At 63.7% G+C, this 23419-nt stretch carries 20 protein-coding genes; 10 read left to right on the top strand and 10 right to left on the bottom strand.

Features of this window, described 5'->3' with window-relative positions; translation table 11 throughout:
- Nucleotides 1–27 precede the first annotated feature (27 nt).
- From ggt to A3AG_RS0116970, 3 genes are all read right to left on the bottom strand, one after another.
- Nucleotides 28–1614: a gamma-glutamyltransferase gene (gene ggt, locus A3AG_RS0116980; RefSeq protein ID WP_018006582.1), complete on the bottom strand. Its 1587-nt coding sequence runs from the start codon at nucleotides 1612–1614 to the stop codon at nucleotides 28–30.
- 73 nt (nucleotides 1615–1687) lie between these two features.
- Nucleotides 1688–2983 (bottom strand): SLC5/6 family protein, encoded by a 1296-nt coding sequence (locus tag A3AG_RS0116975; protein WP_035849051.1) that lies wholly within the window; start codon nucleotides 2981–2983, stop codon nucleotides 1688–1690.
- A gap of 404 nt (nucleotides 2984–3387) precedes the next feature.
- A complete protein-coding gene (locus tag A3AG_RS0116970) occupies nucleotides 3388–4344 on the bottom strand; it encodes a Bug family tripartite tricarboxylate transporter substrate binding protein (protein WP_018006580.1) in 957 nt (318 codons plus the stop codon).
- Nucleotides 4345–4988: 644 nt separating this feature from the next.
- On the opposite strand from A3AG_RS0116970, the gene A3AG_RS0116965 reads away from it, so the two are divergent.
- Nucleotides 4989–5333, top strand: a complete 345-nt coding sequence (locus A3AG_RS0116965) for a hypothetical protein (protein WP_018006579.1) — start codon at nucleotides 4989–4991, stop codon at nucleotides 5331–5333.
- Nucleotides 5334–5382: 49 nt separating this feature from the next.
- Here the strand turns inward: A3AG_RS0116965 and A3AG_RS0116960 are convergent, their stop codons facing one another.
- Nucleotides 5383–6264, bottom strand: coding sequence for a GntR family transcriptional regulator (locus A3AG_RS0116960; RefSeq protein ID WP_025583043.1), 882 nt, complete (start codon nucleotides 6262–6264; stop codon nucleotides 5383–5385).
- Nucleotides 6265–6681: 417 nt separating this feature from the next.
- On the opposite strand from A3AG_RS0116960, the gene A3AG_RS33450 reads away from it, so the two are divergent.
- From A3AG_RS33450 to A3AG_RS0116935, 5 genes are all read left to right on the top strand, one after another.
- Complete coding sequence (locus tag A3AG_RS33450; protein ID WP_051373357.1) at nucleotides 6682–7599, top strand: amidohydrolase family protein; 918 nt, start codon at nucleotides 6682–6684, stop codon at nucleotides 7597–7599.
- 31 nt (nucleotides 7600–7630) lie between these two features.
- Nucleotides 7631–8056 carry a cupin domain-containing protein gene (locus A3AG_RS0116950; RefSeq protein ID WP_018006576.1) on the top strand — a complete coding sequence of 142 codons (426 nt, stop codon included), beginning with the start codon at nucleotides 7631–7633 and terminating at the stop codon, nucleotides 8054–8056.
- Between the two features lie 14 nt (nucleotides 8057–8070).
- Nucleotides 8071–9135, top strand: a complete 1065-nt coding sequence (locus tag A3AG_RS0116945) for an isocitrate/isopropylmalate dehydrogenase family protein (RefSeq protein ID WP_018006575.1) — start codon at nucleotides 8071–8073, stop codon at nucleotides 9133–9135.
- Between the two features lie 78 nt (nucleotides 9136–9213).
- Nucleotides 9214–10185 (top strand): Bug family tripartite tricarboxylate transporter substrate binding protein, encoded by a 972-nt coding sequence (locus A3AG_RS0116940; RefSeq protein ID WP_026164250.1) that lies wholly within the window; start codon nucleotides 9214–9216, stop codon nucleotides 10183–10185.
- A 94-nt stretch (nucleotides 10186–10279) separates the two neighbouring features.
- A complete protein-coding gene (locus tag A3AG_RS0116935) occupies nucleotides 10280–11671 on the top strand; it encodes an aldehyde dehydrogenase family protein (RefSeq protein ID WP_018006573.1) in 1392 nt (463 codons plus the stop codon).
- A 584-nt stretch (nucleotides 11672–12255) separates the two neighbouring features.
- On the opposite strand, the gene A3AG_RS0116930 is transcribed toward A3AG_RS0116935, so the two are convergent.
- The 3 genes from A3AG_RS0116930 to A3AG_RS0116920 are packed head-to-tail and all read right to left on the bottom strand — an operon-like array spanning nucleotide 12256 to nucleotide 14747.
- Entirely contained in the window at nucleotides 12256–12969 is a 714-nt protein-coding gene (locus A3AG_RS0116930) for a 4-carboxy-4-hydroxy-2-oxoadipate aldolase/oxaloacetate decarboxylase (protein WP_018006572.1), read from the bottom strand.
- Nucleotides 12966–13697, bottom strand: coding sequence for a PIG-L deacetylase family protein (locus tag A3AG_RS0116925; protein ID WP_026164249.1), 732 nt, complete (start codon nucleotides 13695–13697; stop codon nucleotides 12966–12968). Before A3AG_RS0116925 ends, A3AG_RS0116930 begins: the two co-directional genes overlap by 4 nt.
- 33 nt (nucleotides 13698–13730) lie before the next feature.
- Nucleotides 13731–14747 (bottom strand): tripartite tricarboxylate transporter substrate binding protein, encoded by a 1017-nt coding sequence (locus A3AG_RS0116920; protein WP_018006570.1) that lies wholly within the window; start codon nucleotides 14745–14747, stop codon nucleotides 13731–13733.
- 101 nt (nucleotides 14748–14848) lie between these two features.
- Here A3AG_RS0116920 and A3AG_RS0116915 point away from each other — a divergent pair, with 101 nt between their 5' ends.
- Nucleotides 14849–15730, top strand: a complete 882-nt coding sequence (locus tag A3AG_RS0116915; RefSeq protein WP_018006569.1) for a LysR substrate-binding domain-containing protein — start codon at nucleotides 14849–14851, stop codon at nucleotides 15728–15730.
- A 94-nt stretch (nucleotides 15731–15824) separates the two neighbouring features.
- On the opposite strand, the gene A3AG_RS0116910 is transcribed toward A3AG_RS0116915, so the two are convergent.
- From A3AG_RS0116910 to A3AG_RS0116900, 3 genes are all read right to left on the bottom strand, one after another.
- The gene (locus A3AG_RS0116910; RefSeq protein ID WP_018006568.1) at nucleotides 15825–17123 is read right to left on the bottom strand and encodes a gallate dioxygenase; all 1299 of its coding nucleotides are present in this window, start codon (nucleotides 17121–17123) and stop codon (nucleotides 15825–15827) included.
- A gap of 11 nt (nucleotides 17124–17134) precedes the next feature.
- Nucleotides 17135–18463 carry an MFS transporter gene (locus A3AG_RS0116905; protein WP_018006567.1) on the bottom strand — a complete coding sequence of 443 codons (1329 nt, stop codon included), beginning with the start codon at nucleotides 18461–18463 and terminating at the stop codon, nucleotides 17135–17137.
- Between the two features lie 172 nt (nucleotides 18464–18635).
- Nucleotides 18636–19853, bottom strand: a complete 1218-nt coding sequence (locus A3AG_RS0116900) for a LysR family transcriptional regulator (protein WP_018006566.1) — start codon at nucleotides 19851–19853, stop codon at nucleotides 18636–18638.
- Between the two features lie 135 nt (nucleotides 19854–19988).
- Here A3AG_RS0116900 and A3AG_RS0116895 point away from each other — a divergent pair, with 135 nt between their 5' ends.
- Genes A3AG_RS0116895 through A3AG_RS0116885 form a run of 3 tightly spaced genes read left to right on the top strand, consistent with a single transcriptional unit; the run spans nucleotide 19989 to nucleotide 23306 of the window.
- Nucleotides 19989–21122 carry a 4-oxalomesaconate tautomerase gene (locus A3AG_RS0116895; RefSeq protein ID WP_026164248.1) on the top strand — a complete coding sequence of 378 codons (1134 nt, stop codon included), beginning with the start codon at nucleotides 19989–19991 and terminating at the stop codon, nucleotides 21120–21122.
- A gap of 11 nt (nucleotides 21123–21133) precedes the next feature.
- On the top strand, nucleotides 21134–22159 hold the full coding sequence (locus A3AG_RS0116890) for an amidohydrolase family protein (protein WP_018006564.1): 1026 nt from the start codon (nucleotides 21134–21136) through the stop codon (nucleotides 22157–22159).
- A gap of 55 nt (nucleotides 22160–22214) precedes the next feature.
- Nucleotides 22215–23306, top strand: coding sequence for a porin (locus A3AG_RS0116885; RefSeq protein ID WP_018006563.1), 1092 nt, complete (start codon nucleotides 22215–22217; stop codon nucleotides 23304–23306).
- Nucleotides 23307–23419 lie beyond the last annotated feature (113 nt).

The following is a 23419-nucleotide window of genomic DNA, read 5'->3' as shown; positions in this document are numbered from 1 at the left end:
AAGCATGCAAGCGGGATGGCCAGCGCTTCAATAGCCGATCGCGAGTCCGTCGCGCCGGCCGTCAGAGCCGCCCATCAGCACGCCGCGCTGGCGATCGGTCCAGATCGCATGGCAGGTGCCGAGGGGATTTTCCGTTCGGGTGGGACGGTGACCGCGGCGACGTAGGCCTTCCCACACCGACGGGGGCACGGTTTGTTCCAGTTCGAGGCTATCGCCCCTGGCGAACATGCGGGGATGCTCGATCGCCTGCTGAACTGACATGCCATAGTCCAGGATGTTAGACAGCACCTGGAGTTGGCCGGCAGGCTGGAAGTGGCCCCCGGTACAGCCGAACGAGAGGATCGCCTCATCGTCCTTTGTCAGCAACGCCGGGATGATGGTGTGCATCGGACGCTTGCGGCCGGCAATCACGTTGGGATGGCCTGGCTCGAGCACGAAGCCGCATCCGCGGTTGTGCAGCAGTACACCGGACCCGGGGGCGACCAGGCCGCTGCCGAAGTCGTCGAACAGGGAGTTGATGAATGCCACCAAAGTGCCGTCGGCATCCGCAACGGAGATGAAGACCGTGTCCTTGTGCTCCGGCATGTCCGCGGGCAGGCGGTCGCCGATCCGGCAGTCAGGATTGATTTGCGCCAGCAGTCCGGCAATATGCTGGGCGGACAGCAGGCGGTCGATATCGACGGGGTGGAACGCGGGGTCGCACAGCATTGCATCGCGCTGGGCATAGGCCACGCGGGACACCTCTGCCTGCAAGTGAAAACGCTCCGCGCTCAACGGGTCTAGTTCGTGCAGTGGGAACTGGTTGAGCATCGATGCAATTTGCAGCGCGACGATGCCTTGGCCGCTCGGCGGGCATTCCCACAGTTGGTATCCGCGGTATTCCGCCGAGATGGGCGTCACATACTCCGGTTGGTAGTCGGCAAAATCGTCGAGCGACATGGCACTGCCCCGGCTCCTCAATGCGGCAACGATGTCTTCGGCGATCCAGCCTTCGTAGAATGCATCGGCACCCTCAGCGGCAATCGCTCGCAAGGCCTTGCCAAGTCGGGGGTTGGACCGCCGGTCCCCGACCCGCGGTGCACTGCCGTCTGCCAGGAACACTGCCTTGGCTTCCGGGGTGGCCGACATCTTTGCCGTCTGTCGCCCCCAGTCGCGCGCGAGACGCTCCGTCACGTTGTAACCGGACTCGGCCGCGGCAATGGCCGGTAGCAGCAGCGACGCGAAGCTGCGGGTGCCGTAGTCGGCCAGCAACCGCTCCCACGCGCGGATCGACCCGGGAACGGTGACGGCATGCACGCTCTCCGCGGGGATGGCGCTCATGCCGGCGTCTCGCAGCGCTTCGACGCGTATTGCCTTGGGCGCCCAGCCCGCGCCGTTCAGGGCGACGGGCGGCTGCCCCGGCTTCTTCAGCAGTACGAAGCAATCCCCACCGATACCAGTCTGCGTCGGCTCGACGACCGCAAGCATGGCAGCGATGGCAATGGCCGCATCGATGGCATTGCCGCCCGAGCGCAGCACGTCCAGGCCGGCAAGCGCGGCCTGTGGATTGGAGGTGGCCACCATGCCCTGGGAGCCAAGAGCCACCGAGCGGCCCGGAACTTCAAATTCACGCATTTCTGATTTCCTTTGGAAAAGCACGGAGTGCCGCATGCCGGCTAGCCCAGCGGCGGGGGCACCAACTTGACGTTCAATGGCTGAACTTCGCGATCATCGTTCCAATACCGCTGACCAGGCATACGATGCCGACCGCAGCGATCAGCAGGTTCATCGGGCGCCCCTGATAGCGGTGCAAGGAAGGGACCTTGCGGAATGCATAAAGCGGCAGGAAATACACCACGAAGACGCTGACGGGAACCAGGGCGACCTTGATCAGGTTGAGCACATCCAGGTTGGCGATAGCGCATGCCGTGGTCACGGCATAAACGAACAGCGCTATCAGGCGCGTGAATGCCGGACTGCGCAGCGTAGCTTCGGACGTGCCAAAGAGGCTTCGGCTGAAGCTCTTTGCGCTTTCTTCCGTTGCAAGATAGTGAGCCAGGAAGGACTTGATCACTGCGGCGAACACGATGGCTTGCGAGGCTATGGCCATCGCCGGAGTGTCGAACTTGCGTGAGAGGAACGACAGGATGGTGAGGTTGCTCGCCTTCGCCTCGGACAGTTCTGCCGGGGAAAGGGCGAAGATGGTGCTCCACGAGAAGAACAGCACGGTCGACACCGCAAGCATGACTGCCACCAGCATGACCTGCTTGACCTTGTGCGGCGCCTCGGCACCATAGGTGCGTCGCTGGGCGACCACAAAGCTGGACACGATGGAAGTAAAGCTGAAGGCAAAAACCACGAGCGGCAGTCCCTTCCATGTTTCCGTGGCCAATCCGGACACGCCGCCGAAGTGGGTTGCTGTCTCCAGCATCGAGGCGTTCCAGTGTGGTGCAGCCATGATGCCGAACAGGATTAGGCAGAGAATGAAGGGCAGGACGATATAGCCCATAATCCTCACCACGGTAGTCGTGCCGTAGCGCACCATCATCATCAGCACGAAGGTACTGATGGGCGCGACATACCAGCGCGACATGCCGCCGAGGTGCAGTTGCGTACAAGCGAAATCAATAATCGTATTGGTGAGCGTGATCGTGTAGATTGTCATGCCCGGGAAGACCGCCGAAAAATACAAGGCCGTCAGTGCCTTGCTCCAACCGTCCCCAAGATGTTCCTGCGTGGCGTCCAGGATGTTGCCGTCGCGTCCGCCGCGTGTCGTGCCGGACAGCACGAAGCGTCCCAAGGCAAGGTAGGGGAAGAAGGTGACCGGCAGTGCCAGGACCGACAGAATGATCATGGGCCAAAAGCCTGTCATCCCTAGGCTGACGGGCCAGAACAGCGTGCCACCTCCTACCGCGTTGCCGTAGATGCCCAACACCCACAGCGTGTCGTGGCGTGTCCATCCGCGACCAGTGGTGAGCTGGCCGGTGGTTGTTCTGAATTCCATCACATCGATTTCGGAAGAGTTCAGGATGCAAAGGGCACGTCTGGCCCTTCATGCGCCGGCAGCGTCTGCCGGAATGCCATTGAATTGGCGTAGGGAGGGGGATCGGGAAGAGGCATGTCTCCGGTGTCGTTATATTGGATGTGCTAATGAATGTTGCGCGGAAAAGCCATCGGTTTTCCGTTCGCAAGTCGCGTTGCCGATGCGATCGAGCACGGTCGGCTCACTCAAGTGAATGCTAGCTGGCGCCGGGCGCAAACGTGCCGCGAAGTGGCGGTAGAAAATGCAACGACATCCCGAATCGGGACAGCCGTTCGCAACAAGCCCGAGCCTGCGCGGGCTCGGGCGAAGGCGCTGGCGAATGCCTGCCGCATTCGGACATTCCTGGACGGCCACGGGTCCGGAAACTAATCAGCCGAGAACCCGCTGGCCTTGATCGGGCCTTCCCAGCTCGCCGCGGTAGTGGCCTGCAGTCTGGCGAGTTCCGACGGCGTGGAAAACGCTGGCGACATGGCGAACTGCTTGATACGCGCTTGCAACTCATGCGACCGCATCGCCTCCTCAAGTGCCTTGTTCAGACGCTTTACCTTGTCGGCCGGCAGGCCAGCCGGCGCATACAGTGCCACGTACGCATCAGCGGCGACATTGATACCCGCTTCACGTAGCGTTGGGACGTTGGGAAGAAAAGGGCTGCGGCTCTCACCGGTGGTGGCGAGGATCCGTACCTTGCCGGACTTGGACATTTCCATCGGTTCATAGATCGTATCGATGATCATGGGAATCTGTCCCCCGGCCAGGTCCACAAGCGCGGGGGCGCCGCCTTTGTAAGGCACGTGCTGAAGCTGCATCCCGTTAGCGGTGCCGATCATCCCGCCAAGGAAGTGGCTGATGTTGCCCGGCCCGGACGTGCCATAGGAAGCCTCGGATGGATGAGCTTTCGCCCACACCAGGACTTCCTTGATCCCGCCGGGAGGCGCCTTCGGTCCTGCCGCGACGCACAGTTCGTACGTCGTCACCCGTCCAACCGGTGTGAAGTCCTTCACCGCATCGAATTCGAGCTTCTTGAAGGCGTGCGGAAAGATCGTGAACGGTGCGCTGTTTGCGAGCACCAGGGTCTGGCCATCGGGCGGCGAGCGCTTGAGTTCGGCAAGTGCCGGGCGCTGGTTGGCGCCTGGCTTGTTTTCTACGATGACCGGCTGCTTCAGTGTCACGCGGAGACTTTCGGCGAGCGCACGGCCGACGGAGTCGATGGCGCCTCCTGCCGAGAAGCCGACCAGAAGGCGCACCGGCGTTGAGTTCTGCTGGGCGAGCGATACGCCGGCAGACAGCGAAAGCAAGGTGGCTAGGGTGATCGATCGGATCATGATTGTCGTCCTCCATGGGTGGGTAAGCCTGGTAATTCTTATTGTTTCAGGCAACGCTCGGTGGCCTTGCGGTGGCACCCGCTCGGCAGATCGCTACGGATACGCCGGTCGAAGCGGCTGGTGCGCTGCCATGACTATGGGTCCGATCCATGGTAGGTTTTGCCCGTCGCAAAAGCGGCGCGTTCTCCCCCGTCAAAAGGAAACAATGATGCGAATTGGTAGTGGGGAAGTGCCGGGCGCGATAGGTGCGGCGGAGCGGTGCCTCGTGCCTGCAAGCTGCATGGGACGTGTTGGGAACACCGTGGCGGGTAACGGCGGGGTGGCGGTGTGGACGTCCACATATTGAACGGCTAGGTTCGTGAAACGCCCGAAGGTCGAACTGCGACCTCTGGACCTGCGGCTTGCGGTCGACGCGCTGCAGACGCTCAAGGGGCTCGCCAGATCCTTCGCTGTCTGGGCCTGGCGCGACATTCGGCTGCGAGGCATCCGCTACGACCTCCCTGAGGTGCCGCAGACCGTCGGGCCCGCGGCGCGCTGCCTGCACGTTGGCAAGGAATGGGACGATATCGCAGCGCTGGCGGAATGGTCGGGCCTGCGAAATCCTTACGTGGAGAGTTTCACGGCTGACCGCCTGCGATCCTGCCATGCAGGCGAAGGCCAAGGGGCGGGTGGTCTGGGCGTTGCCTGCCGCTCAACAGTTCTTCGTCGATGCAGAGGCGGCGTTGCTGATTGCCCCGATCGAGTTTGATCCGCTGGAAGTCTATGACGCCGGCATCGCGCCGGGCCAGGTAACCGCTGGCTTCCGCTGGTACGCTCAGTATGGGGATCGACTGGGCCTCACGCTCGAAGGCAACGCCCTATGCGCACGCTCCTTGCCTTTCGAAAGCTTGCCGCCGAAGGCCGGCTGGCCTGGAAGGGACCGCAACACCAGAACCCCTGCTGTGACGTGCAGTAGATGCAAAAAGCTCGAGCTGCAAAGCCCCGAATGATGCGATTGAGGTCACGGGTGACCCGGAATCCGCCGAATGACCGATGCTACTAGCTATCCGACTTTTCGCGCACAGCATTGCGCAGGTGCAGGCGCATGAAATCCGCCGCCGCTTCTTGCTGGCCATTCAGCAGCATGTCGATCAGCGTTAGGTGTTCGCGGCAGCGCCGTTCGGCCTGGTCGCGGTCTACTGCCTTGCGGTATTCCATGAGTCGGCGCAAGCGGTCAAGACGCCGCAGGCCTTCGAGGATAAACGCGTTGCCTGAGCAAGCGGCAATGGTTTCATGCAGGCGGCTGTTTGCGTCGAACAGCGCGGCTGCGGAGGCGGAGTAGACACCGCCGTTTGCCAGCGCTTCTTGCTCGGCGCGGCAGCGCAACAGCGCTTCCCGGTCGAGCTCGAAGGTCGGTTCCAGGATGCCGGCGGCTTCAATCAGCAAGCGATAGCGATAGCCCTGTTTGTAGGTCTCGGCGGACGTGAGCACGGGCAGGAACATCCAACCGTGGCCGGGCAGTCGTTCCACCCATCCCTCCTGCGCCATTCGGCGCAGGATCGCGCCAAGTTGCGCACGCGTGATGCCATACCTGCGCATCATTTCGTTTTCGGTGAAGCGATCGGGCAATACTCCATTGAGCCGCTCCTCCGCAATCCTGAAGTAGACGGCCTCTGCGCCGTCGCCTTCGCTGCCATCCACTTCCCGGCCATCCACCGGTACCACGAGGCTGCCTTCGGCCACCGCATAACCGCCTTCCGGATGCGCCGCAACCACTGACTGTGACGCCAGGCGCCTCAAGGCCTCTCGCACGGGCGAACGCGACACGCGGAACTGCTCGGCCAGCGCCCGCTCGGGCAGACGTGTACCCGGCGCCATCCCGGCAGCAGAGATGTACTGATGAATGTTTGCCGCGAGGACGTCGGCGAGCTGGCGGGCCATGAGAGGAAGCGTTCAAACCGGTTGTCGGATGCTATCACATCTATGTTGGACTTTTGGAAGATCAAAAGGCCAACGATGACGCCATGCACATTGACGGCGGGCGGCGTCAAATTCCGCAGGAAGGCAAGCTGGCATCGGGTATACCATGAAAATTCCCTGCTGTGCCTTGTGCTGCAAGGGCTGGCGATCGCTGTCGGTCGACGGTGGTTCTTTGTAAATCCAAAAAACCCTTTACATGGTTCTTTGGGCCTATAAAATGCCATTCATCGCGTCCCCTTGGCGGCGCACCGACAACAACAGGAGACAGTAGTGCATCGCAGACAAGTGCTTCAGGCAGGCCTGGCGGCCATCGGCGGACTTTCCCTCTTTGAAGCCATGGCGGCTAACGCACCTGGTGTGTCCACACAAGGATCTTCAGTGAACCCGGATCTCGTCTCCCATGTCAGCGCGCCATCTTTTCGGCCGCCGCCCGGCAGTTGTGATTGTCACGTCCACATCTTCGACGGCGCGCGTTTCCCATTCGCGGCCAGGCGCTCGTACACACCGGCTGCGGCCCGCGTCGAAGACCTGGTTGCGTTTGAGCAGCGCCTCGGTATCGATCGCGTCGTACTGGTACAGCCCAGCGTCTATGGTTCCGACAACGCGGCCTTGCTCGACGCGTTGGGCCGGCTTGGCGAGCGGGCCCGCGGTGTGGCAGTGATCGACCTGGAGACCAGCACGCCGGCGGCGCTGCAGGCAATGCATGCCCGGGGCGTCCGAGGCATCCGCCTCAACCTAGAGGTGAGCGGCCAACGCGACCATGGCTTCGCGCTGAAGCAGCTGAAGCGCGCGGAGGGATTGGTCGGGCCTCTCGGCTGGGCGGTACAGGTCTATGCGGATGTCGATGTAATCGCCGAACTGTCCGTCGATATCGCGGCGCTAGAAGTGCCCGTGGTGCTCGACCACTTCGCCGGCATCAAGGCTTACAAGAAGGAAGAGCAGAAGGCGGCGTTCGCCAGCGTGGTTGAGTTGGTGAGGCGCGGCAACGCGTACGTAAAGCTGTCGGCGCCGTATCGCGCGTCGCGTAACGCGCCCGACTTCGACGACGTGGCGGAATTTGCGATGGCGCTGATCCAGGCGCGTTCAGACCGCCTGGTGTGGGCGTCCGACTGGCCGCACACCGGCAGCTCCGCGAGCCGCACGGGCAACCTCGATCAGGTCGAGCCCTTCCGCAAGACGGATGCAGGGCGCGCGCTGAACCAATTGGCGAGCTGGACGACCGCCCCCGCGTTGCTGCAAGGCATTCTCGTTGACAACCCGGCCCGGCTCTACGGCTTTGACCGTGCCGCGGCCTGACCACACACCAGTGAATCAGCAGGAACTACCCATGACGATCAAGAGCCCTTCAGGTGCGGTGCTGCTCAAGCCCGACCAATTGCCTGCCTATGACCGTGGCGGCGGCGCCAGCACGACTCCGCTGGTAGGCAAGTCCATCGGTTCGGACAGCTTTATTACCGGCTACACGTCGTTTGCCGGCGGCGTCGAAATTCCGTTCCACAGCCATAACTGCCAGGAAAGCGTTGTGCTTGTGGAAGGTGAGGCCATGCTCGATATCGACGGGATCGAGTACCGCTTGAAGCCGCTGGATGCCACATTCATCCCACCCAACGTGCCGCACCGCTTCCGCAACCTGTCGAAGACCGCGCCGATGAAGATCCTGTGGATCTACGCGACCATCGACGCCACCCGTACCCTCGTCGATAGCGGCGAAACCCGGACCGTATCGGCCGAGCACCAGACCCCCAAGGCCTAACAGAGATTTCCACCATGCGCATTCTTGTTCTCCCGGGCGACGGCATCGGCCCCGAAATCGTTGCTGCCTCCATCGATGTCCTGAAGCAGGCCGACCAGGTCTTTGATCTGGACCTGCAGTTCGACTATGAGGATGTCGGCTTCGCCAGCCTTGAAAAGCACGGCACGACACTGCGCCAGCAGGTGCTGGACAAGGCCGCCTCATACGACGGCCTGATCCTGGGCACCCAGTCCCACGCGGACTATCCGGCGCCGGACAAGGGCGGCCGCAATATCTCCGCAGCGTTCCGTTGCGACCTGGACCTGTACGCCAACGTGCGGCCGTCGCGTTCGCGGGAATTCCTGGGAAAGGGCGCGAAGAACATGGACCTCGTCATCATGCGCGAGGCCACTGAAGGCTTCTATCCCGACCGCAACATGTACGAAGGCTGGGGCGAGATGATGCCGTCGAAGGACATGGCGATCTCGGTGCGCAAGATCACTGCGCATTGCTCGGAGCGCATCGCCCGTCGCTCGTTCGAACTGGCGATGAAGCGCAAGAAACACGTGACGGCGATCCACAAGGCCAACAGCTTCCATATGACCGACGGCCTGTTCCTGCGCGAAGTGCGCAAGGTGGCGGCGGAATTCCCCGAAGTGAAGCTCGACGACCTGCTGGTGGATGCATCGACGGCATACCTGGTGCGGGACCCGTCGCGCTTCGACGTGATCGTGGCGACCAATTTCTATGGCGACATCCTGTCGGACCTGGCCAGCGAATTATCGGGCAGCCTGGGTCTCGGTGGCTCTGTCATGGCAGGCGATTCGCTGTGCTGTGCGCAGGCCCAGCATGGTTCGGCCCCAGATATCCAGGGCCAGGACAAGGCCAATCCGACGTCGATGATCCTGTCCGTCGCCATGCTCGTGCAGTGGCTCGGTGAGCACCGTGGCAAGCCGAACTTCGTTGCGGCAGCCAGGGCCATCGACGCCGCCGTGGACCGGGTGCTGGCAAATCCTGCTACGCGCACGGCGGACCTTGGCGGCGCCATGGGCTGTGCGGCGTTCGGCAAGGCCGTTGCCGCAAGCATCATCGCGGGCTGAATCCCGCCTTGTGAGCGGCGCGGTGCCTCCAAGGCTGCCACCGCGCCCCATCCACCGAAGAGAACATCCGGAGACAGCATGCACGCATTTAAGTCATTGCTGGCGATGACGCTCGCCAGTGTGGCGTTCATCGGCAGCGCCAGCGCCAACAGCAACTACCCGACGAAACCCGTCAGCATCATCGTGCCGTTCGCACCGGGCGGCGGCAGCGACAACGTGTCGAGATATATCGCCACGCGCTTGTCGGAAAAGACGAAGGCGCAGTTCCTGATCGACAACCGCCCCGGTGCCGGCACCAATATCGGCAATGAGGCGGCAGCGCGCGCGGCGCCAGACGGCCAGACGTTGCTGTTCGGCCAGGTGGCGTTGTCGATCAATCCGTTCGTCTACAAGAAGCTGCGCTACGACACGGAGAAGGACTTCGTGCCCGTGGTGCAGATCGCAACGTCTCCGACGGTGCTGGTCGTGACCAGGGATTTTCCGGAAAAGGACCTCAAAGGCGTGATCCGGTACATCAAGGCCAATCCCGGCAAGGTGAACTTTGCATCGGGTGGCAAGGGCACTTCGGTGCATCTGGCCGGTGAGCTGTTCCGCAGCATGACCCACGCCGAGATGATCCACGTGCCGTACAAAGGCAGCGGCCCGGCCGTGACCGACCTGATCGGCGGACAGGTGCAGATGATGTTCGATACCGCGGCATCCGCGTTGCCCCAGCTCAAGGGCGGCAAGCTGCGCGCCATCGCCGTCACGGGCACGCATCGCTTGCCGGAACTGCCTGATGTGCCGACCTTTGCCGAGGCAGGCCTGAACGGTTTCGACGCGCCGGCATGGTACGGGCTGCTGGCACCGGCCGGCACGCCGAAGCAGGCCATCCAGTTCCTCAATACACAGGTCAATGAAATCCTCAAGGAGCCTGCGACGAGGCAGCGGCTTGCGCAACTCGGCGCGGAGCCCGCAGGCGGATCGCCCGAGGATCTCGCCCGCTTCATGCGCGCCGAATCGGCCAGATGGTCGGCCGTCGTGAAGACGGCAAACGTGGCAGCCGACTAGGCCGTCCATCAACCCTCTGCCGCACCGGAGCGATGGGCCCGGTGCGCCAGGGGCAGTCTTTTATTCGAAACACCGGTCTTCCCGAAGGATTGCCATGACCCAAACCATTACGACTTACGACCCCAGTACGGGCGCCGTGCTGAAGACCTATGAAGGCTGGACCGCGGAACAGATTGAAGCGGCGGTCAGCGCCGGCCATGCCGCCGCGACAGCCTGGGGCCGGCAACCACTGGGGAACCGCGTTGCGGCGGTGCGCCGCCTGGCTGAGGAACTGCGTCGCCAGGCTACGCCATTTGCGGAGCTGATCGCTGCAGAGATGGGCAAGGTGATACCCGAGGCCGCTGGCGAAATGGAGAAGTCCGCGGTAACCGCGCTTTACTATGCTGACAACGCCGTGCGCATTCTCGCCGATGAAAAGGTCGAGATTGAGGGGGTTGATGCGTGGGTCAGCTACGAACCGATCGGGCTGGTGCTGGCCGTGATGCCGTGGAATTTCCCGGTGTGGCAGGTAATGCGTTTCGCGATTCCGGCGATTACGGCCGGCAACGGTGTACTGCTGAAGCATTCGCCCAATGTCACGGGTTGTGCGCTGGCGCTGGAGAAGCTGTTCCTCGATGCCGGCGTGCCGAAGCATCTGGTCACTACGCTGGTCGTCGCCGAACCGGAAGTGCCACAAGTCATCGATGGCCTGATCCAGGACGACCGTATTGCGGCCGTGACGCTGACGGGGTCCAACCGCGCTGGTGCCGCCGTTGGCGCGGCGGCGGGTCGGGCATCGAAGAAGTCGGTGCTGGAGCTTGGCGGCTCCGATGCGTTCATCGTGCTTGATGATGCAGACGTCGAAAAGGCCGTGGCGGCGGCGGTCAAGGCGCGCTTCCATAACGCGGGACAAAGCTGTGTCTGCGCCAAGCGCTTTATCGTCTCGGAAGGCATTGTCAGGGTATTCACCGAACGGTTTGTACAGGCCACGCGGGCACTTGTCGTTGGAAATCCGACCAAGTCCGCCACACAGATGGGGCCGCTGGCCCGCCCCGACCTGCGCGACGCGCTGGACCAGCAGGTGCGCCGGTCGCTGGAAGCCGGCGCAGTGCTGCTCGCGGGCGGCAAGGCCATCGAGGGCCCTGGCAATTTCTATGCGCCTACCGTGCTCGGCAATATGCAGCCCGGCATGGCTGCCTTCGACGAAGAGACGTTTGGTCCGCTGGCCGCCATCGCGGCGGCCAAGGACGACGCTGACGCCGTACGCCTGGCCAATGCCACGCCGTTTGGCCTGTCGGTGAGCGTTTGGGCCGGATCGAGCCAGCGGGCGCTGGCGGTGGCGAAGGGCATCACCAGCGGCGCCGCGTTCATCAACGCGATCACCGCTTCCGACGCGCGCGTGCCGTTTGGCGGCACAAAGAAGTCAGGCTACGGCCGCGAGCTTGCCGCCGCGGGCATCCGCGAGTTCACCAATGCACGTACCTATTGGGCAGTGGCGTCTGCGTGAACGTCGCTGACTAGGGCTCTGGCGTGTGCGGGGCGACTTCATGAGCCATGTCGTCTCCCACCGGCGCCCAGGCAATTTTGCAAAGAAGTGTTCAATGATCTCCCGACAGGCGCGGAAGTTGCCATGCTACGGTCCACGGCGGACCGTATCTCGCGAGGTCGGACATTAGAACAGCTTCGGTCGGCTATCAGGACGCAACCAGAAGCGCGCAACCAGAAGCGCCAATTCCCGTTTCGTGGCGGGCTAGAAGGAAGGGCCGTGGCAAGGCTGCCGCTCTCGTTCGTACGAAAAGCGAAGAGCGCACGGCTACTATGGAGCTACATATGGAGCTAGAAATCGAAAGGCAAGCTGGGTGGACCCTCGATACTGACGGGCCGCAAGAGTGCAGAGGGGCGTTCTAGGTCATCCGAACTCGGCTATGCCAAAAATCTTCCAGCCGTCTGGATCTAGTGCGCCACTGCAGACAGACTTGCTTCGATGCTGTAGAGCGCCTTGTATCAGATACGCCGGCATCGCGGTCCGTGTGCCCGGTTGGCTGACAAGCCGGCGTCCCGGCTAGGCCGGCGTGTCAGTGCGTCAGTGCGTCACGCCTCGTCGGCGCCGCTGTACCAGTCGACGGTCTGGTCCAAATAGACCAGGCCCTTGTTGGCCAGGCCGGGGCGCATGTTGTACATGTCCACCCCCAGCACGCCCGATGCCAGCTTGTCCCGCAAGGCCGCCTCCAAGGCTTCGCGCTCGGCCGCCTTGCGGGCGATGTCGGCGGCGTGCGGGCGGGCCACCACGACCACGCCGTCGTCGTCCGCCACGATCACGTCGCCCGGGCGCACCTGCGCACCGGCGCAGACCACCGGCACATTGACAGCGCCCAAGGTTTCTTTGACCGCGCCCTGTGCCGACACCGCGCGGGACCACACCGGGAAGCCCATCGCATTGAGCGTCGATACGTCACGGCAGCCCGCGTCGAGGATCAGGCCCCGAGCGCCGCGTGCCTTCAGCGACGTGGCCAGCAGGTCGCCGAACACGCCGTCGGTGCAGTCGCTGGTCAGCGCCACCACCAGGACGTCGCCCGGCTGGGTCATCTCCACGGCCACGTGGATCATCCAGTTGTCGCCCGGATGCATCAGGGCCGTGACGGCGCTGCCGGCGATGGTCGTACCCGACTGGATCGGGCGCAGGTACGGCTTCATCAGGCCAGTGCGGCGCTGGGCCTCGTGCACTGTCGCCACGCCGGACTTGCCCAGCGAATCGATGTCGCGCGCCTCGGCGCGCAGGATGTTGCGGTAGGCAACGTTTCTCATGCCAAAAACTCCGATACTTGCGGAAACACGCGGGCATAGCCCTCGCCGTATTGAATCTTGCTGTCCGAATTGCGCGTGGCCTGTGCGCCGCGCTGCAGCGCCACGCGGGTGTAGTACTCCCACAGGTGCTCCTGCGCGGCCATCGTGGTGAACGCGCGCTGTTTTTTTTCCCAGACGGGGGAGATGTCCAGCAGCACGTCCGGCTTCCAGTTGCACTGCTCGGGCTGGTGCGGCTCGAATAGGAACACCGGTGGCGCGCCAATGACAGACACTTCGGGCTTGTAGCCGTGCGCCTGGGCGATGATGCGCGCTTCCTGCGCCACGTGCGTGGCCAGTGGATGGTCGAAGTTGTAGATGTCCTCGCGCGAGTGGCTGAGCACCAGCTCCGGGCGGATCTCGCGGTAGATGTCGGCCAGCCGCAGTAGCGCCTGGTCTGGCACGCGCAGCGGATAGTCGCCCAGATCGAAGCACTCCAGCGTGCCGCCGAGGATATCGGCAGCACGCTGCGCCTCTTCGAGGCGGGCGGCCTTGACCAGCTCAATGGTCATGCCCGGATGGCGCCACATCTTGGCCGATTCGCCACGCTCGCCAAACGACAGACACACGATGCGCACGTGGTAGCCGCGCTCGGCGTATAGCGCGATCGCGCCGCCCGCACGCCAGACAAAGTCGGCCGCATGCGCGCTGACCACCAGGATCGAAGGCTGGGTTGCTTTAGGTTGTGACATCGTAACTTCCTTAAATCTCTAGCTGCAGGGACCTCAGTCGGCGGTGATGCCGGCCTTGCGGATCACGTTGTTCCATGTCGTGGTCTCGGTCTTTACGAACTGGCCGAACTGTTCCGGCGTGCCCGACACGATCGTCACGCCAAGCTGGCCCAGTTGCTTTTTCACTTCGGGGTCAGCCAGCGCGGTGTTGGCGGCCGCATTCAGTTGCCTGATGACGTGCGCCGGCGTCTTGGCCGGGGCCACGAGACCCCACCACACCGACGCGGTGAAGTTCGGTAGACCCTCTTCCTTGGCCGTCGGCACGTTCGGCAGTTGCGCCGAATGCTGGGCGCTGGCCACCGCCAGCGGACGCAGCGTGCCGGCCTTGATATGCGAAACCACTTCAAGCGGATTGATCGGCATGAACGTGATGCGCTCGCCGATCAGGTCGGTAATCGCGGGCGCGCCGCCTTTGTAGGGCACGTGGAGCACGTCGATGCCGGCCGTGTCCTTGAGCATCTCGCCGGCCAGGTGGCCCGAGCTGCCATTGCCGGCCGATGCGTAGTTGAGCTTGCCCGGCTGCGCCTTGGCCTGTGCCACGAGGTCCTTCAAAGACTTGAACGGCGACTTGGCCGGCACCACCACCACCAGCGAAGCCTCGCCAATGCGCGCCACGGGCGCGAAATCGGTGGTCGGGTTGAAGCTGAGCTTGTTGAACAGCGCTGCATTGGTGGCCAGGCTGTTCGACGCCATCATGATCGTGTAGCCATCGGCCGGAGCCTTGGCGACGTAATCCATGCCGATATTGGTGCTTGCGCCGGGCCGGTTGTCGACGATGATCGGCTGCTTGAGCAGTTGGCTCATGCGCTGGCCTACCGAGCGGGCCACGATGTCGACAGCGCCGCCAGCCGCGTACGGCACCACCAGGCGGATCGGCTTGTCCGGATAACTGTCGGCCCGCGCCGCCGTGGTGCCCAGCGCCAGGGCAGCCACCAGCGCCGCCAGCCGCGTTGCCAGAACCGGGCGGCTCCCGCCCTGCAGATTACGAATACGAACGAGCCCGCGCAGCATGCAAGTCTCCATATGTTGTAAGGATGTGCTCGCATTCTGGGTGTCCCCCGTGATACTGTCCAATACGTTTTCAGATGGCTTGTTATTCCGAAACACTATCAATGGACTTCCGTCAACTTCGCTATTTCGTGGCCGTGGCCGAGGCGCTGAGCTTCAGTGAAGCAGCACGGCGCCTGCATGTGAGCCAGCCGCCCCTCAGCGTGCAGATCAAGGCGCTAGAAGAGGAACTGGGCAGTGCGCTGTTGGAGCGCTCGCGCCATCACGTGGCCTTGACCCCTGCCGGCGAACTGTTCCTGGACAAGGCTCGCGCGGCGCTGGCCAACCTGGATCAAGCCCGCGAGGTGGTAAGGCAGGTGGCTTCTGGCGAGGCCGGAGAGATTCGGGTCGGTTTCACCGCGTCGGTGCCGATGCAGGACATCTTTCCGCGTGCCGTGCATGCGTTCCGCGAGGCGCACCGCAACGCGAAGCTGGAACTCGTCCACATGTCCACGGGGCAGCAACTGCAGCAATTGGAGCACGGCGAGATCGACATCGCGTTCCTGCGGCCATCGCCGCAATTCCGGCCGCCGGCCAGCATAGCCGTGCGCGAGGTCCTGGCCGATCGGCTAGTGGCGGTGTTGCCGGTGGCCCATCCGTTGGCGGCGAGCCAGCACGACATCGACATTAACGCGCTGTCCGGTGAACGCTTCCTGCTGTTCCCGCGCGGCCTGGGCTGCGGCCTGTTCGATCACGCCACCACGCTGTGCAACCGCGCGGGGTTCGCGCCCAACGTCGCACAGGAGGCGCGCGAGGCCACCACGATCATCGGCCTGGTGGCCAGCGGAGCTGGAATTTCGGTATTGCCGCAAATCTATGCGCGGACGGGCATTCCGGGAGTGGCCTACCTGCCGATCGCCGGCCCAGACGCCGCCAGCCGCATCCTGATGGCGCATCGCGCCGAAGCGTTGTCGCCCATCATGAAGCGGTTCGTGGGGTATTTCTAAGGGTGGTCCGCCACACCTCTAGCGCCAGTAATGCCACTGTTCGGATTGAACAGCCCGCAAGAACCTTGAAGATGACTCGATCACGCCAAGACTGCTACGACTTGCGGCTCGTCCACTGCGTGCTGCTGCCTGTTCCGCCAGCCACGGAATAAAGAGCGCCCGGCGCATTGCGCGTCTTTTGAAATTCTTCCAGCGACTGTCCGCGCATGGCCGCGTAGAGGTGCAAGTTCGACACCCCACTGACCGCACCGAGCTTTTCAAGCAGGAAGAAGATCACACCGTAGTGAATCATGCCGCGCCAGTCGCGCCGCGTGATGAGGTCGCGCTCTTCGTCGGTCAGGCCGGCCGCATCAAAGGTAGCCACCGGATCGCTCCGGAAACGTTTGCGGAAATCCGGGTGGATGAGCTGGTGCAGATACCTGTTGATGCGATACGCGCGCACGCTCCGTTCGAGCGTGAACGGGTACGTTCCTTCGAGTTCGTCGATGCCCTTTAGCTGATGGCCGATATGATCGCGATGTTGTCTCGCGCGCGTGGCCACCACGTCAGCGTCCTCAGCGGCGGCGTTCTCGTACACCGCCACGGCAATGCCGGTCATCGACGGCAAGTAGTAGTCGCGATGCAGGCATCGCACGTCGCCCATTGCGCCTCGCATGACCATCCACATCACTACCTCGGCGCTCTCGAAGCCGCCACGCTTTGCGAATTCGGCATGCGTGATGTCCAGCAACTTTTGCGGCTCGCGCTCGAACAGGTCCAGGAATTCGTGGTCCCATGCCGTGTTGTTAAAGCCCGCGCGCTCCCCATGCACCTGGTGCGACAGTCCCCCGGTAGCAACGATCGCTACCTTCAGATCCTCGGGATAGCTTTCGACGGCACGGCGAATCGCTTGGCCAAGCTTGAAGCAGCGGCGCGCGGACGGCGCCGGGAACTGCAACACCCCCACTTGCAGCGGCAGGATCTTCACCGGCCATGCACCGTCGTGCGGAAGCATCACCGACATCGGCGAAAAACAGCCGTGATCGAGCGGCTTGTCCTGGAAGAATGACATGTCGAACTCATCGGCCACCAGAGACGCGCCAACGTGCCGGGCGAGTTCGACGTGCCCGTATGCCGGCGGCAGGTTGCGCGGGCCGCCCCCCTCGTCGGCGGCCACGTATTTCTCACCGATGCCAAGTGCGAAGGCCGAGTAGTGATCGAAAAAGAACGACGTGACGTGATCGTTGTAGATCACCAGCAGCACGTCGGGTTTCTTTTGCTGCAGCCACTCGCTCACCGGGGCGTAGGCCGCGAAGATTGGGGCCCATGCGGGGTCCTGCTGCTTGCCCGCGTCCAGTGCAAAGCCGATGGTGGGCGTATGGGAGGAGGCGATTGCGCCGATGATGGTGGCCATAAGTCAGTACGTCAGGCTGTGACTGCGCGAAGCTGCGCACGCTTTGTCGAAACAATGGAGATCGCTGCCACGGTCGCGGGGATGGCAAGGATGGCGATCACCGCGCTGAAGCTCCAGCCAATCGAAAGCAGCAGGCCACCGGCCATCGAGCCCGTGATGCTGCCGAATCGGCCGATGCCGAGCATCCAGCTCACGCCGGTGGCTCGCACCAGCGTCGGGTAGCACTGCGGTGCGAACGCGTTCAGGCCGGTCTGCGCACCGCTCATGCAGAAGCCCGCCAACAGCACATAGGCTGCGAACATCGACGACATCACGCTGCCTGAAGCCAGCAGCACGATAAATACCGCGCCCGTCACATACGCCACACCGATGACGCGATGCGGCGCAAAGCGATCCATGCAGTATCCCACCACCAGCGCGCCAACGGTGCCGCCGAGCTGGAACAGTGCAGTCAGGTTGGCCGCGCGTTCGATAGGCAGGCCGGCGTCCTTAATCAGCGTGGGCAGCCAGCCGCTGAGCAGGTAGATCACGAGCAAGCCCATGAAATAGGTCGCCCACAGCGCCAGCGTCATGCCGCGATAGCCCGTGGACAGCAGCGTGCGCACTGGCTGCTTGCCCGGCACGGCCGGCTCGCTGATCGTAAAGGTCGTGCCTGTTGCAATCTCGCTGCCCACCACGCGCCGCAGCGTACGGGCGATGCGGTCGGGCGAAGCATTGCGAGCCACCAGGAAGCGTGCCGATTCCGGAATCAGCAAGATGTACAGCGGCAGGCAGACCAGCGGGATCGCTCCGCCAACGATCAGCACGGCGCGCCATCCGTGCTCCGGCAGGATGGCAGCGGCACCGAAGCCGACCAACGCCGAGCCGAGGTTGAAGCCCGTGAACATCGTGGCCAGCAGCATACTGCGCGAGCGTTCGGGTACATACTCCGACAATAGCGTGGTGGTGCTGGGCATTGCCGCACCCAATCCCAGGCCGGTCAGAAAGCGCAGCAGCGACAACTGGGTGGTGTTTTCGGCGAACGCGCACAGCAGGTTGAACACGCCGAACAGGAAGACCGAGCCGAGCAACAGCTTCTTGCGGCCAAAACGGTCGGACATCGGACCTACTAACAGCGCCCCGAGGGCCAGCCCGATCGGGGCGGCGCTCATCACCACGCCGAAGGCGGCCTTGGAAATACCCCACTCCTTGGTGATGCCCGGCGCCAGAAAGCCCATGATAGCCACGTCGATGCCATCGGTGGCGACGATCATGAAACACAGTACCAGCAGCAGCCACTGGTAGCCTGTCATCTTTCGTTCGTTGATTTGGGCCCGGATATCGAGCCGTTGGGTGGTCATGTGCCGTCTCCTGGCATAGTCCCGCCGAGCATGCTGCGGCGGAATCTTGTTATCGGTAAGCTAATCGCCGCATGGGCGGATGGCCGCGCACACCCTGTGTACGGCAACGGCAGTCTACGTCCGGGCTAGGTCTGCAGTATTGCTTTGTGGGGCGGCCCGCGTTGCCATTTACTTATCGCACCCGGGTTTCCATAGATTGGCTGGCCTGCCGCAGCGCGGCGATCAGGGCATCGGCGCCCGGAGACAGGCGTGCCCCTGCGCGCGTGGTGATGCCGATACTGCGCGCGGTGTCGGACAGCGGCAGGTCCAGTTCGACCAGCCAGCCGGCCTCGATTTCGTGGTGCAACTGGTGCGCCGACAGTGCGGTGACCAGATCGCCCTGCAGCAGCAAGCCGCGCACCAGAGCCAGGTCACCCGTTTCCACCAGCGGTTGCGGCAGCGCCAGCCCACGCGATCGGAATACGCCATCCAGCGCCTGCCGCGACGGCGATGCGGCGCGCGACAGCACCCAGGGATAGGGCTCAAGGTCGGCCAGCGTCACCTGTTTGCGGCGGGCCAGCGGGTGCGAAGCCCGGACAATAAGTGCGATGCGGTCGTCGAACAGAATTTCGGTGGCTAGCCCCTGCGACGGATGCGGCCGAAGTGCGCCCAGGATGAAATCGATGCGCCCGCTCAGCAGGCCCCCGGTGAGTTCCTCGTAAGGGCTTTCCAGCGAGCGGAAACGCAGTCGCGGGTGCCGGTGATGGACGTCGGCGATGGCCATGGGCAGCAAAAGCGTGCGGCCAAGCGGCAGCGCGCCGATGGTCACGGCACCTTCCAGCACTCCTTGCAGCGCGGCGATATCGGCCCGGATGTGGCGCAGTTCGGCCAGCGCGCGCTCGAAGCGCACCACCCATCGGCTGCCGGCATCGGTGGGCACCATGCCGCGCGCCGTCCGCGTGAAGACGGGCTGGCCCAACGCATCCTCCAGCCGAGCGATGGCTTGGCTCACCGCCGATTGCGAAACACCCACCGACGCGGCCACGCTAGGCATATGGTGTACCTCGGCCAGCATCACTGCCACCTCCAGCCGGCGCTCGTTGTGCAGGGCTTCAAGACTGGCTACGGTGACGCCGGGCCGGGTGCGCAGACGCACCGCTTCGTCGCGCACCTCACGCAACGCCGCTTCGATATGGCGCGCGCGTTCCAGCACGATCTCGCCGGCGCGGGTCAGCAACATGCCCCGACCCTTGCGCTCGAACAGCGCCACACCGAGCGTCTGTTCTAGCGCCCCAACCGACCGCGCAATGGCCGACGAAGCACGGTGCAGCGTTTCGGACGAACGGCGCACGCCCCCGGCCGCGGCCACGCCGGCAAATACGTGCAGGTGATGCAGGCTGACGGTCTCCATATCGCTATTGTCGTATCGGTGTGGCGGGGCGCCTACGGGCGATAAGCAGATTAGAACAATTGCCGTGCGACATCGCAACCAAGGACTTGTATCGGGCGCGGATACTGCGGGCACCCGACCAATGCCGAGCCCGCCATGACGCCATGCCTTAATTCCGATCTGCGCGCGATTCCTTGCACCCTGATGCGGGGCGGTACGTCGCGTGGGCCGTTCTTCCTGGCCAGCGACCTTCCCGCGGAAACCGCTGCACGCGACCGCGTGCTGCTGGCGGCCATGGGGAGCCCCGACCCGCGCCAGATCGATGGACTCGGCGGCGCGCACCCGCTAACCAGCAAGGCCGGCATTGTGGCGCCCGGCAAGCCGGGGCAGGCCGATCTCGACTTTACGTTCGCGCAATTGCAGCCCAACGCGGACACCGTGGACACCACGCCAAACTGCGGCAACATGCTCGCCGCGGTACTGCCGTACGCCATCGAGCGCGGGCTGGTGGCACCGCAAGGAGATTTCACCCGTGCGCGCGTGCTGACACGCAACACGGGCATGCTGTGCGACGTCACGATGCAGACTCCGCAAGGAGTTCCGCGCTTCTGCGGCGATGCCCGCATTGATGGCGTACCGGGTACCGCCTCACCCATCGTGATCGCCTTTCTCGACACAGCCGGCTCTGTGTGTAGCGCGCTGCTGCCGACGGGCAATGCCACGGACCGGCTCACGATCACTGACCCAGTAGCCGGAAAGCCGCTCTCTATCCATGCCACGCTGATCGACAACGGCATGCCCATGGTGCTGATGCGCGCGGCAGACCTAAATCGCACGGCCAGAGAATCCGTCGCCGATCTGAATTCCGACACCCCGCTCAAGCAGCGCATCGAAGCCTTGCGGCTAGTTGCCGGCGAGATGATGGGTCTGGGCAATGTGGCGCAGAAAAGCTATCCCAAGATGTGCCTGATCGCAGCGCCGCGCACCGGCGGAAGCATTGCCACGCGTTGCTTCATCCCGCGCGTCTGTCATGACGCCATTGGAGTACTGGCTGCCATTACGGTGGGCACGGCGTGCGTGCTTCCCGGCACGGTCGCGGAAGGGGTGGCCGTAGTCGGCGCAGGCCCGGTCCACGCCATCAACGTCGAACATCCCACCGGCGACTTCGCAGTGGAACTTGAAACCCATCCCGCCGACCCCGGCACGATACTTCGCAGCGCGCTGATCCGTACGGCGCGTCCCATCATGCGCGGCGAGGTACTGGTCCCGGCCAGCGCCTGGCTACTCTGAGCTCTCTGTTTATGATCATTGATTGCCACGGGCATTTCACCACCGCCCCGAACGCACTGGAAGTTTGGCGCAAGCGCCAGATTGCCGGGCTCACCGCACCAGAGCAGGCGCCGTCCGTCAGCGACCTGCACATCAGCGACGACGAACTGCGAGAAGCCATCGAAGGCAACCAGTTGCGCCTGATGCGCGAGCGCGGCGCCGACCTGACGATTTTCTCGCCGCGCGCCTCGTTCATGGCGCACCACATCGGCAACTTCGAGACCAGCGCCACGTGGGCCGCGATTTGCAACATGCTTTGCCATCGTGTCAGCGAACTGTTCCCCGATCACTTCGTGGGTGCCGCCATGCTGCCCCAGTCGCCGGGCGTGGATACGCGGAGTTGCGTGGCCGAGCTGGAACGCTGCGTGCTCGAGTACGGCTTTGTCGGTGTGAACCTGAATCCTGATCCCTCTGGCGGCCACTGGACTTCGCCGCCGCTGTCCGACCCCTACTGGTTCCCGATCTACGAAAAGATGGTGGAGCTCGACGTGCCGGCGATGATCCACGTCAGCACCAGTTGCAACGCCTGCTTCCACACCACCGGTGCCCACTACCTGAACGCCGACACCACGGCTTTCATGCAGATGCTGACCAGTAACCTGTTCCGGCGCTTTCCCACGCTGAAGTTCGTGATTCCCCATGGCGGCGGCGCCGTGCCCTACCACTGGGGCCGCTTCCGTGGCCTGGCGCAGGAAATGAAGCTGCCGCCGTTGCAGGAGCATCTGCTGAACAACGTGTTCTTCGATACCTGCGTCTATCACCAGCCCGGCATCGACCTGCTGACCCGCGTGATTCCCGTGGAAAACGTGCTGTTTGCCTCGGAAATGATCGGCGCGGTGCGTGGCATCGACCCCGAGACCGGACATTACTACGACGACACCCGCCGCTATATCGACGAGGCTGCGTTGTCGGCCCAGGAGCGGCACCTGATCTATGAAGGCAACGCACGTCGCGTCTACACGCGCCTGGATGCGCGGCTGAAGTTGCGCGGTATGTAGGCGGATCCAATCGCGCGGCACAGACCGAACAAGAATATCAACGGAGGAGAAAACGATGAAACTGCGCCACCTGGCGTTTTCGATCGCGCTCGGGCTGCCCGCCCTGGCGCAGGCTCAAGCCGTGACGCTCTACGGCGTCATCGACACGGGCATCGAGTACCTGAACCACGTCGGCACCGCCAGCAATTCGGTGGTGAAGATGGCCAACCTGAGCGGCACCGTGCCATCGCGCTGGGGCCTGCGCGGCACCGAGGACATTGGCGGCGGCATGAAGGCCAACTTCGTGCTGGAATCCGGCTTTGCTCCCGATTCCGGCGTCACCAACCAGGGCGGCCGCCTGTTTGGCCGGCAAGCGTGGGTGGGACTGAGCGGCAACTGGGGGCAGGTCAGCCTCGGCCGGCAGTACACGATGCTGTTCTGGGCAATGCTCGATACCGATATCCTGGGCCCGAACGCCTATGGTTCCAGCTCTCTGGACAACTACCTGCCCAACGCCCGCGCGGACAACGCCATCGCCTACAAGGCCAAGTTCGGCGGCTTCACGGTAGGCGCCACCTACAGCTTCGGCCGCGATTCGGTCAATGCGGGGCCCAGCCCATCCGGCACGAACTGCGCAGGCGAGACCGCCGGCAACATGACCACCTGCCGCGAATGGTCGGCAATGCTCGGGTACGAAACAAACTGGTGGGGCGTGCTCGCTGCCTATGACTCGCTGCGCGGCGGCCCTGGCGCGTTCGCCGGCCTGACATCGAGCGAGCTCAAGGACGATCGTGCCACGGTGGGCGGCTATGCGCTCGTAGGCCACGCCAAGATCGGAGCCGGCTGGCTGGCGCGCCGCAACGGGGCACTGGCCACACCGCGCAGCAACATGTATTACGCAGGCGTCGCCTACGACATCACCCCACAGGTAACGCTATCAGGCGAAGCGTTCTACCTTGACTACCGCCACAGTTCCGACCGTGCATGGCTCGGCGCCGTACGCGCCAGCTACGCATTCTCGAAGCGGACCTCGGTGTACTCGACGTTCGGCTACATCGACAATGCTGGCAAGCTCGCCCTCTCGGTAGATAGCGCATCGACCGGTGCCAGCCCGGTAGCGGGTGGCACCCAGCTTGGCGCGATGCTAGGCGTCAAACACGTCTTCTGACCTCGTCGCGACACACGGGGAGCTCCAACTGCCCACACTACGTCAGTTCAGGCAGCGCTGGCTGCGACAAGGCGCGTTCGTAGTTTTGCCCATTAACTTAGTCTTGTAACGCA

Origin of the sequence: Cupriavidus neocaledonicus (genome assembly GCF_000372525.1) — a bacterium.
GTDB lineage: Bacteria > Pseudomonadota > Gammaproteobacteria > Burkholderiales > Burkholderiaceae > Cupriavidus > Cupriavidus neocaledonicus.
The sequence above is the reverse complement of the archived record's forward strand: the minus strand, read 5'-3'. Positions and strand labels throughout refer to the sequence as shown.

What these genes read in the sequence shown, in the direction of transcription:
- A3AG_RS0116940 (WP_026164250.1), top strand. Translation starts at nt 9,214, where the DNA reads ATGCACGCATTTAAGTCATTGCTGGCGATGACGCTCGCCAGTGTGGCG.
- A3AG_RS0116925 (WP_026164249.1), bottom strand. Translation starts at nt 13,697, where the DNA reads ATGTCACAACCTAAAGCAACCCAGCCTTCGATCCTGGTGGTCAGCGCG.
- A3AG_RS0116975 (WP_035849051.1), bottom strand. Translation starts at nt 2,983, where the DNA reads ATGGAATTCAGAACAACCACCGGCCAGCTCACCACTGGTCGCGGATGG.
- A3AG_RS0116900 (WP_018006566.1), bottom strand. Translation starts at nt 19,853, where the DNA reads ATGGAGACCGTCAGCCTGCATCACCTGCACGTATTTGCCGGCGTGGCC.
- A3AG_RS0116910 (WP_018006568.1), bottom strand. Translation starts at nt 17,123, where the DNA reads ATGGCCACCATCATCGGCGCAATCGCCTCCTCCCATACGCCCACCATC.
- A3AG_RS0116895 (WP_026164248.1), top strand. Translation starts at nt 19,989, where the DNA reads ATGACGCCATGCCTTAATTCCGATCTGCGCGCGATTCCTTGCACCCTG.
- A3AG_RS0116915 (WP_018006569.1), top strand. Translation starts at nt 14,849, where the DNA reads ATGGACTTCCGTCAACTTCGCTATTTCGTGGCCGTGGCCGAGGCGCTG.
- A3AG_RS0116905 (WP_018006567.1), bottom strand. Translation starts at nt 18,463, where the DNA reads ATGACCACCCAACGGCTCGATATCCGGGCCCAAATCAACGAACGAAAG.
- A3AG_RS0116965 (WP_018006579.1), top strand. Translation starts at nt 4,989, where the DNA reads ATGCAGGCGAAGGCCAAGGGGCGGGTGGTCTGGGCGTTGCCTGCCGCT.
- A3AG_RS0116890 (WP_018006564.1), top strand. Translation starts at nt 21,134, where the DNA reads ATGATCATTGATTGCCACGGGCATTTCACCACCGCCCCGAACGCACTG.
- A3AG_RS0116950 (WP_018006576.1), top strand. Translation starts at nt 7,631, where the DNA reads ATGACGATCAAGAGCCCTTCAGGTGCGGTGCTGCTCAAGCCCGACCAA.
- A3AG_RS0116935 (WP_018006573.1), top strand. Translation starts at nt 10,280, where the DNA reads ATGACCCAAACCATTACGACTTACGACCCCAGTACGGGCGCCGTGCTG.
- ggt (WP_018006582.1), bottom strand. Translation starts at nt 1,614, where the DNA reads ATGCGTGAATTTGAAGTTCCGGGCCGCTCGGTGGCTCTTGGCTCCCAG.
- A3AG_RS0116945 (WP_018006575.1), top strand. Translation starts at nt 8,071, where the DNA reads ATGCGCATTCTTGTTCTCCCGGGCGACGGCATCGGCCCCGAAATCGTT.
- A3AG_RS0116885 (WP_018006563.1), top strand. Translation starts at nt 22,215, where the DNA reads ATGAAACTGCGCCACCTGGCGTTTTCGATCGCGCTCGGGCTGCCCGCC.
- A3AG_RS0116960 (WP_025583043.1), bottom strand. Translation starts at nt 6,264, where the DNA reads ATGGCCCGCCAGCTCGCCGACGTCCTCGCGGCAAACATTCATCAGTAC.
- A3AG_RS0116920 (WP_018006570.1), bottom strand. Translation starts at nt 14,747, where the DNA reads ATGCTGCGCGGGCTCGTTCGTATTCGTAATCTGCAGGGCGGGAGCCGC.
- A3AG_RS0116930 (WP_018006572.1), bottom strand. Translation starts at nt 12,969, where the DNA reads ATGAGAAACGTTGCCTACCGCAACATCCTGCGCGCCGAGGCGCGCGAC.
- A3AG_RS0116970 (WP_018006580.1), bottom strand. Translation starts at nt 4,344, where the DNA reads ATGATCCGATCGATCACCCTAGCCACCTTGCTTTCGCTGTCTGCCGGC.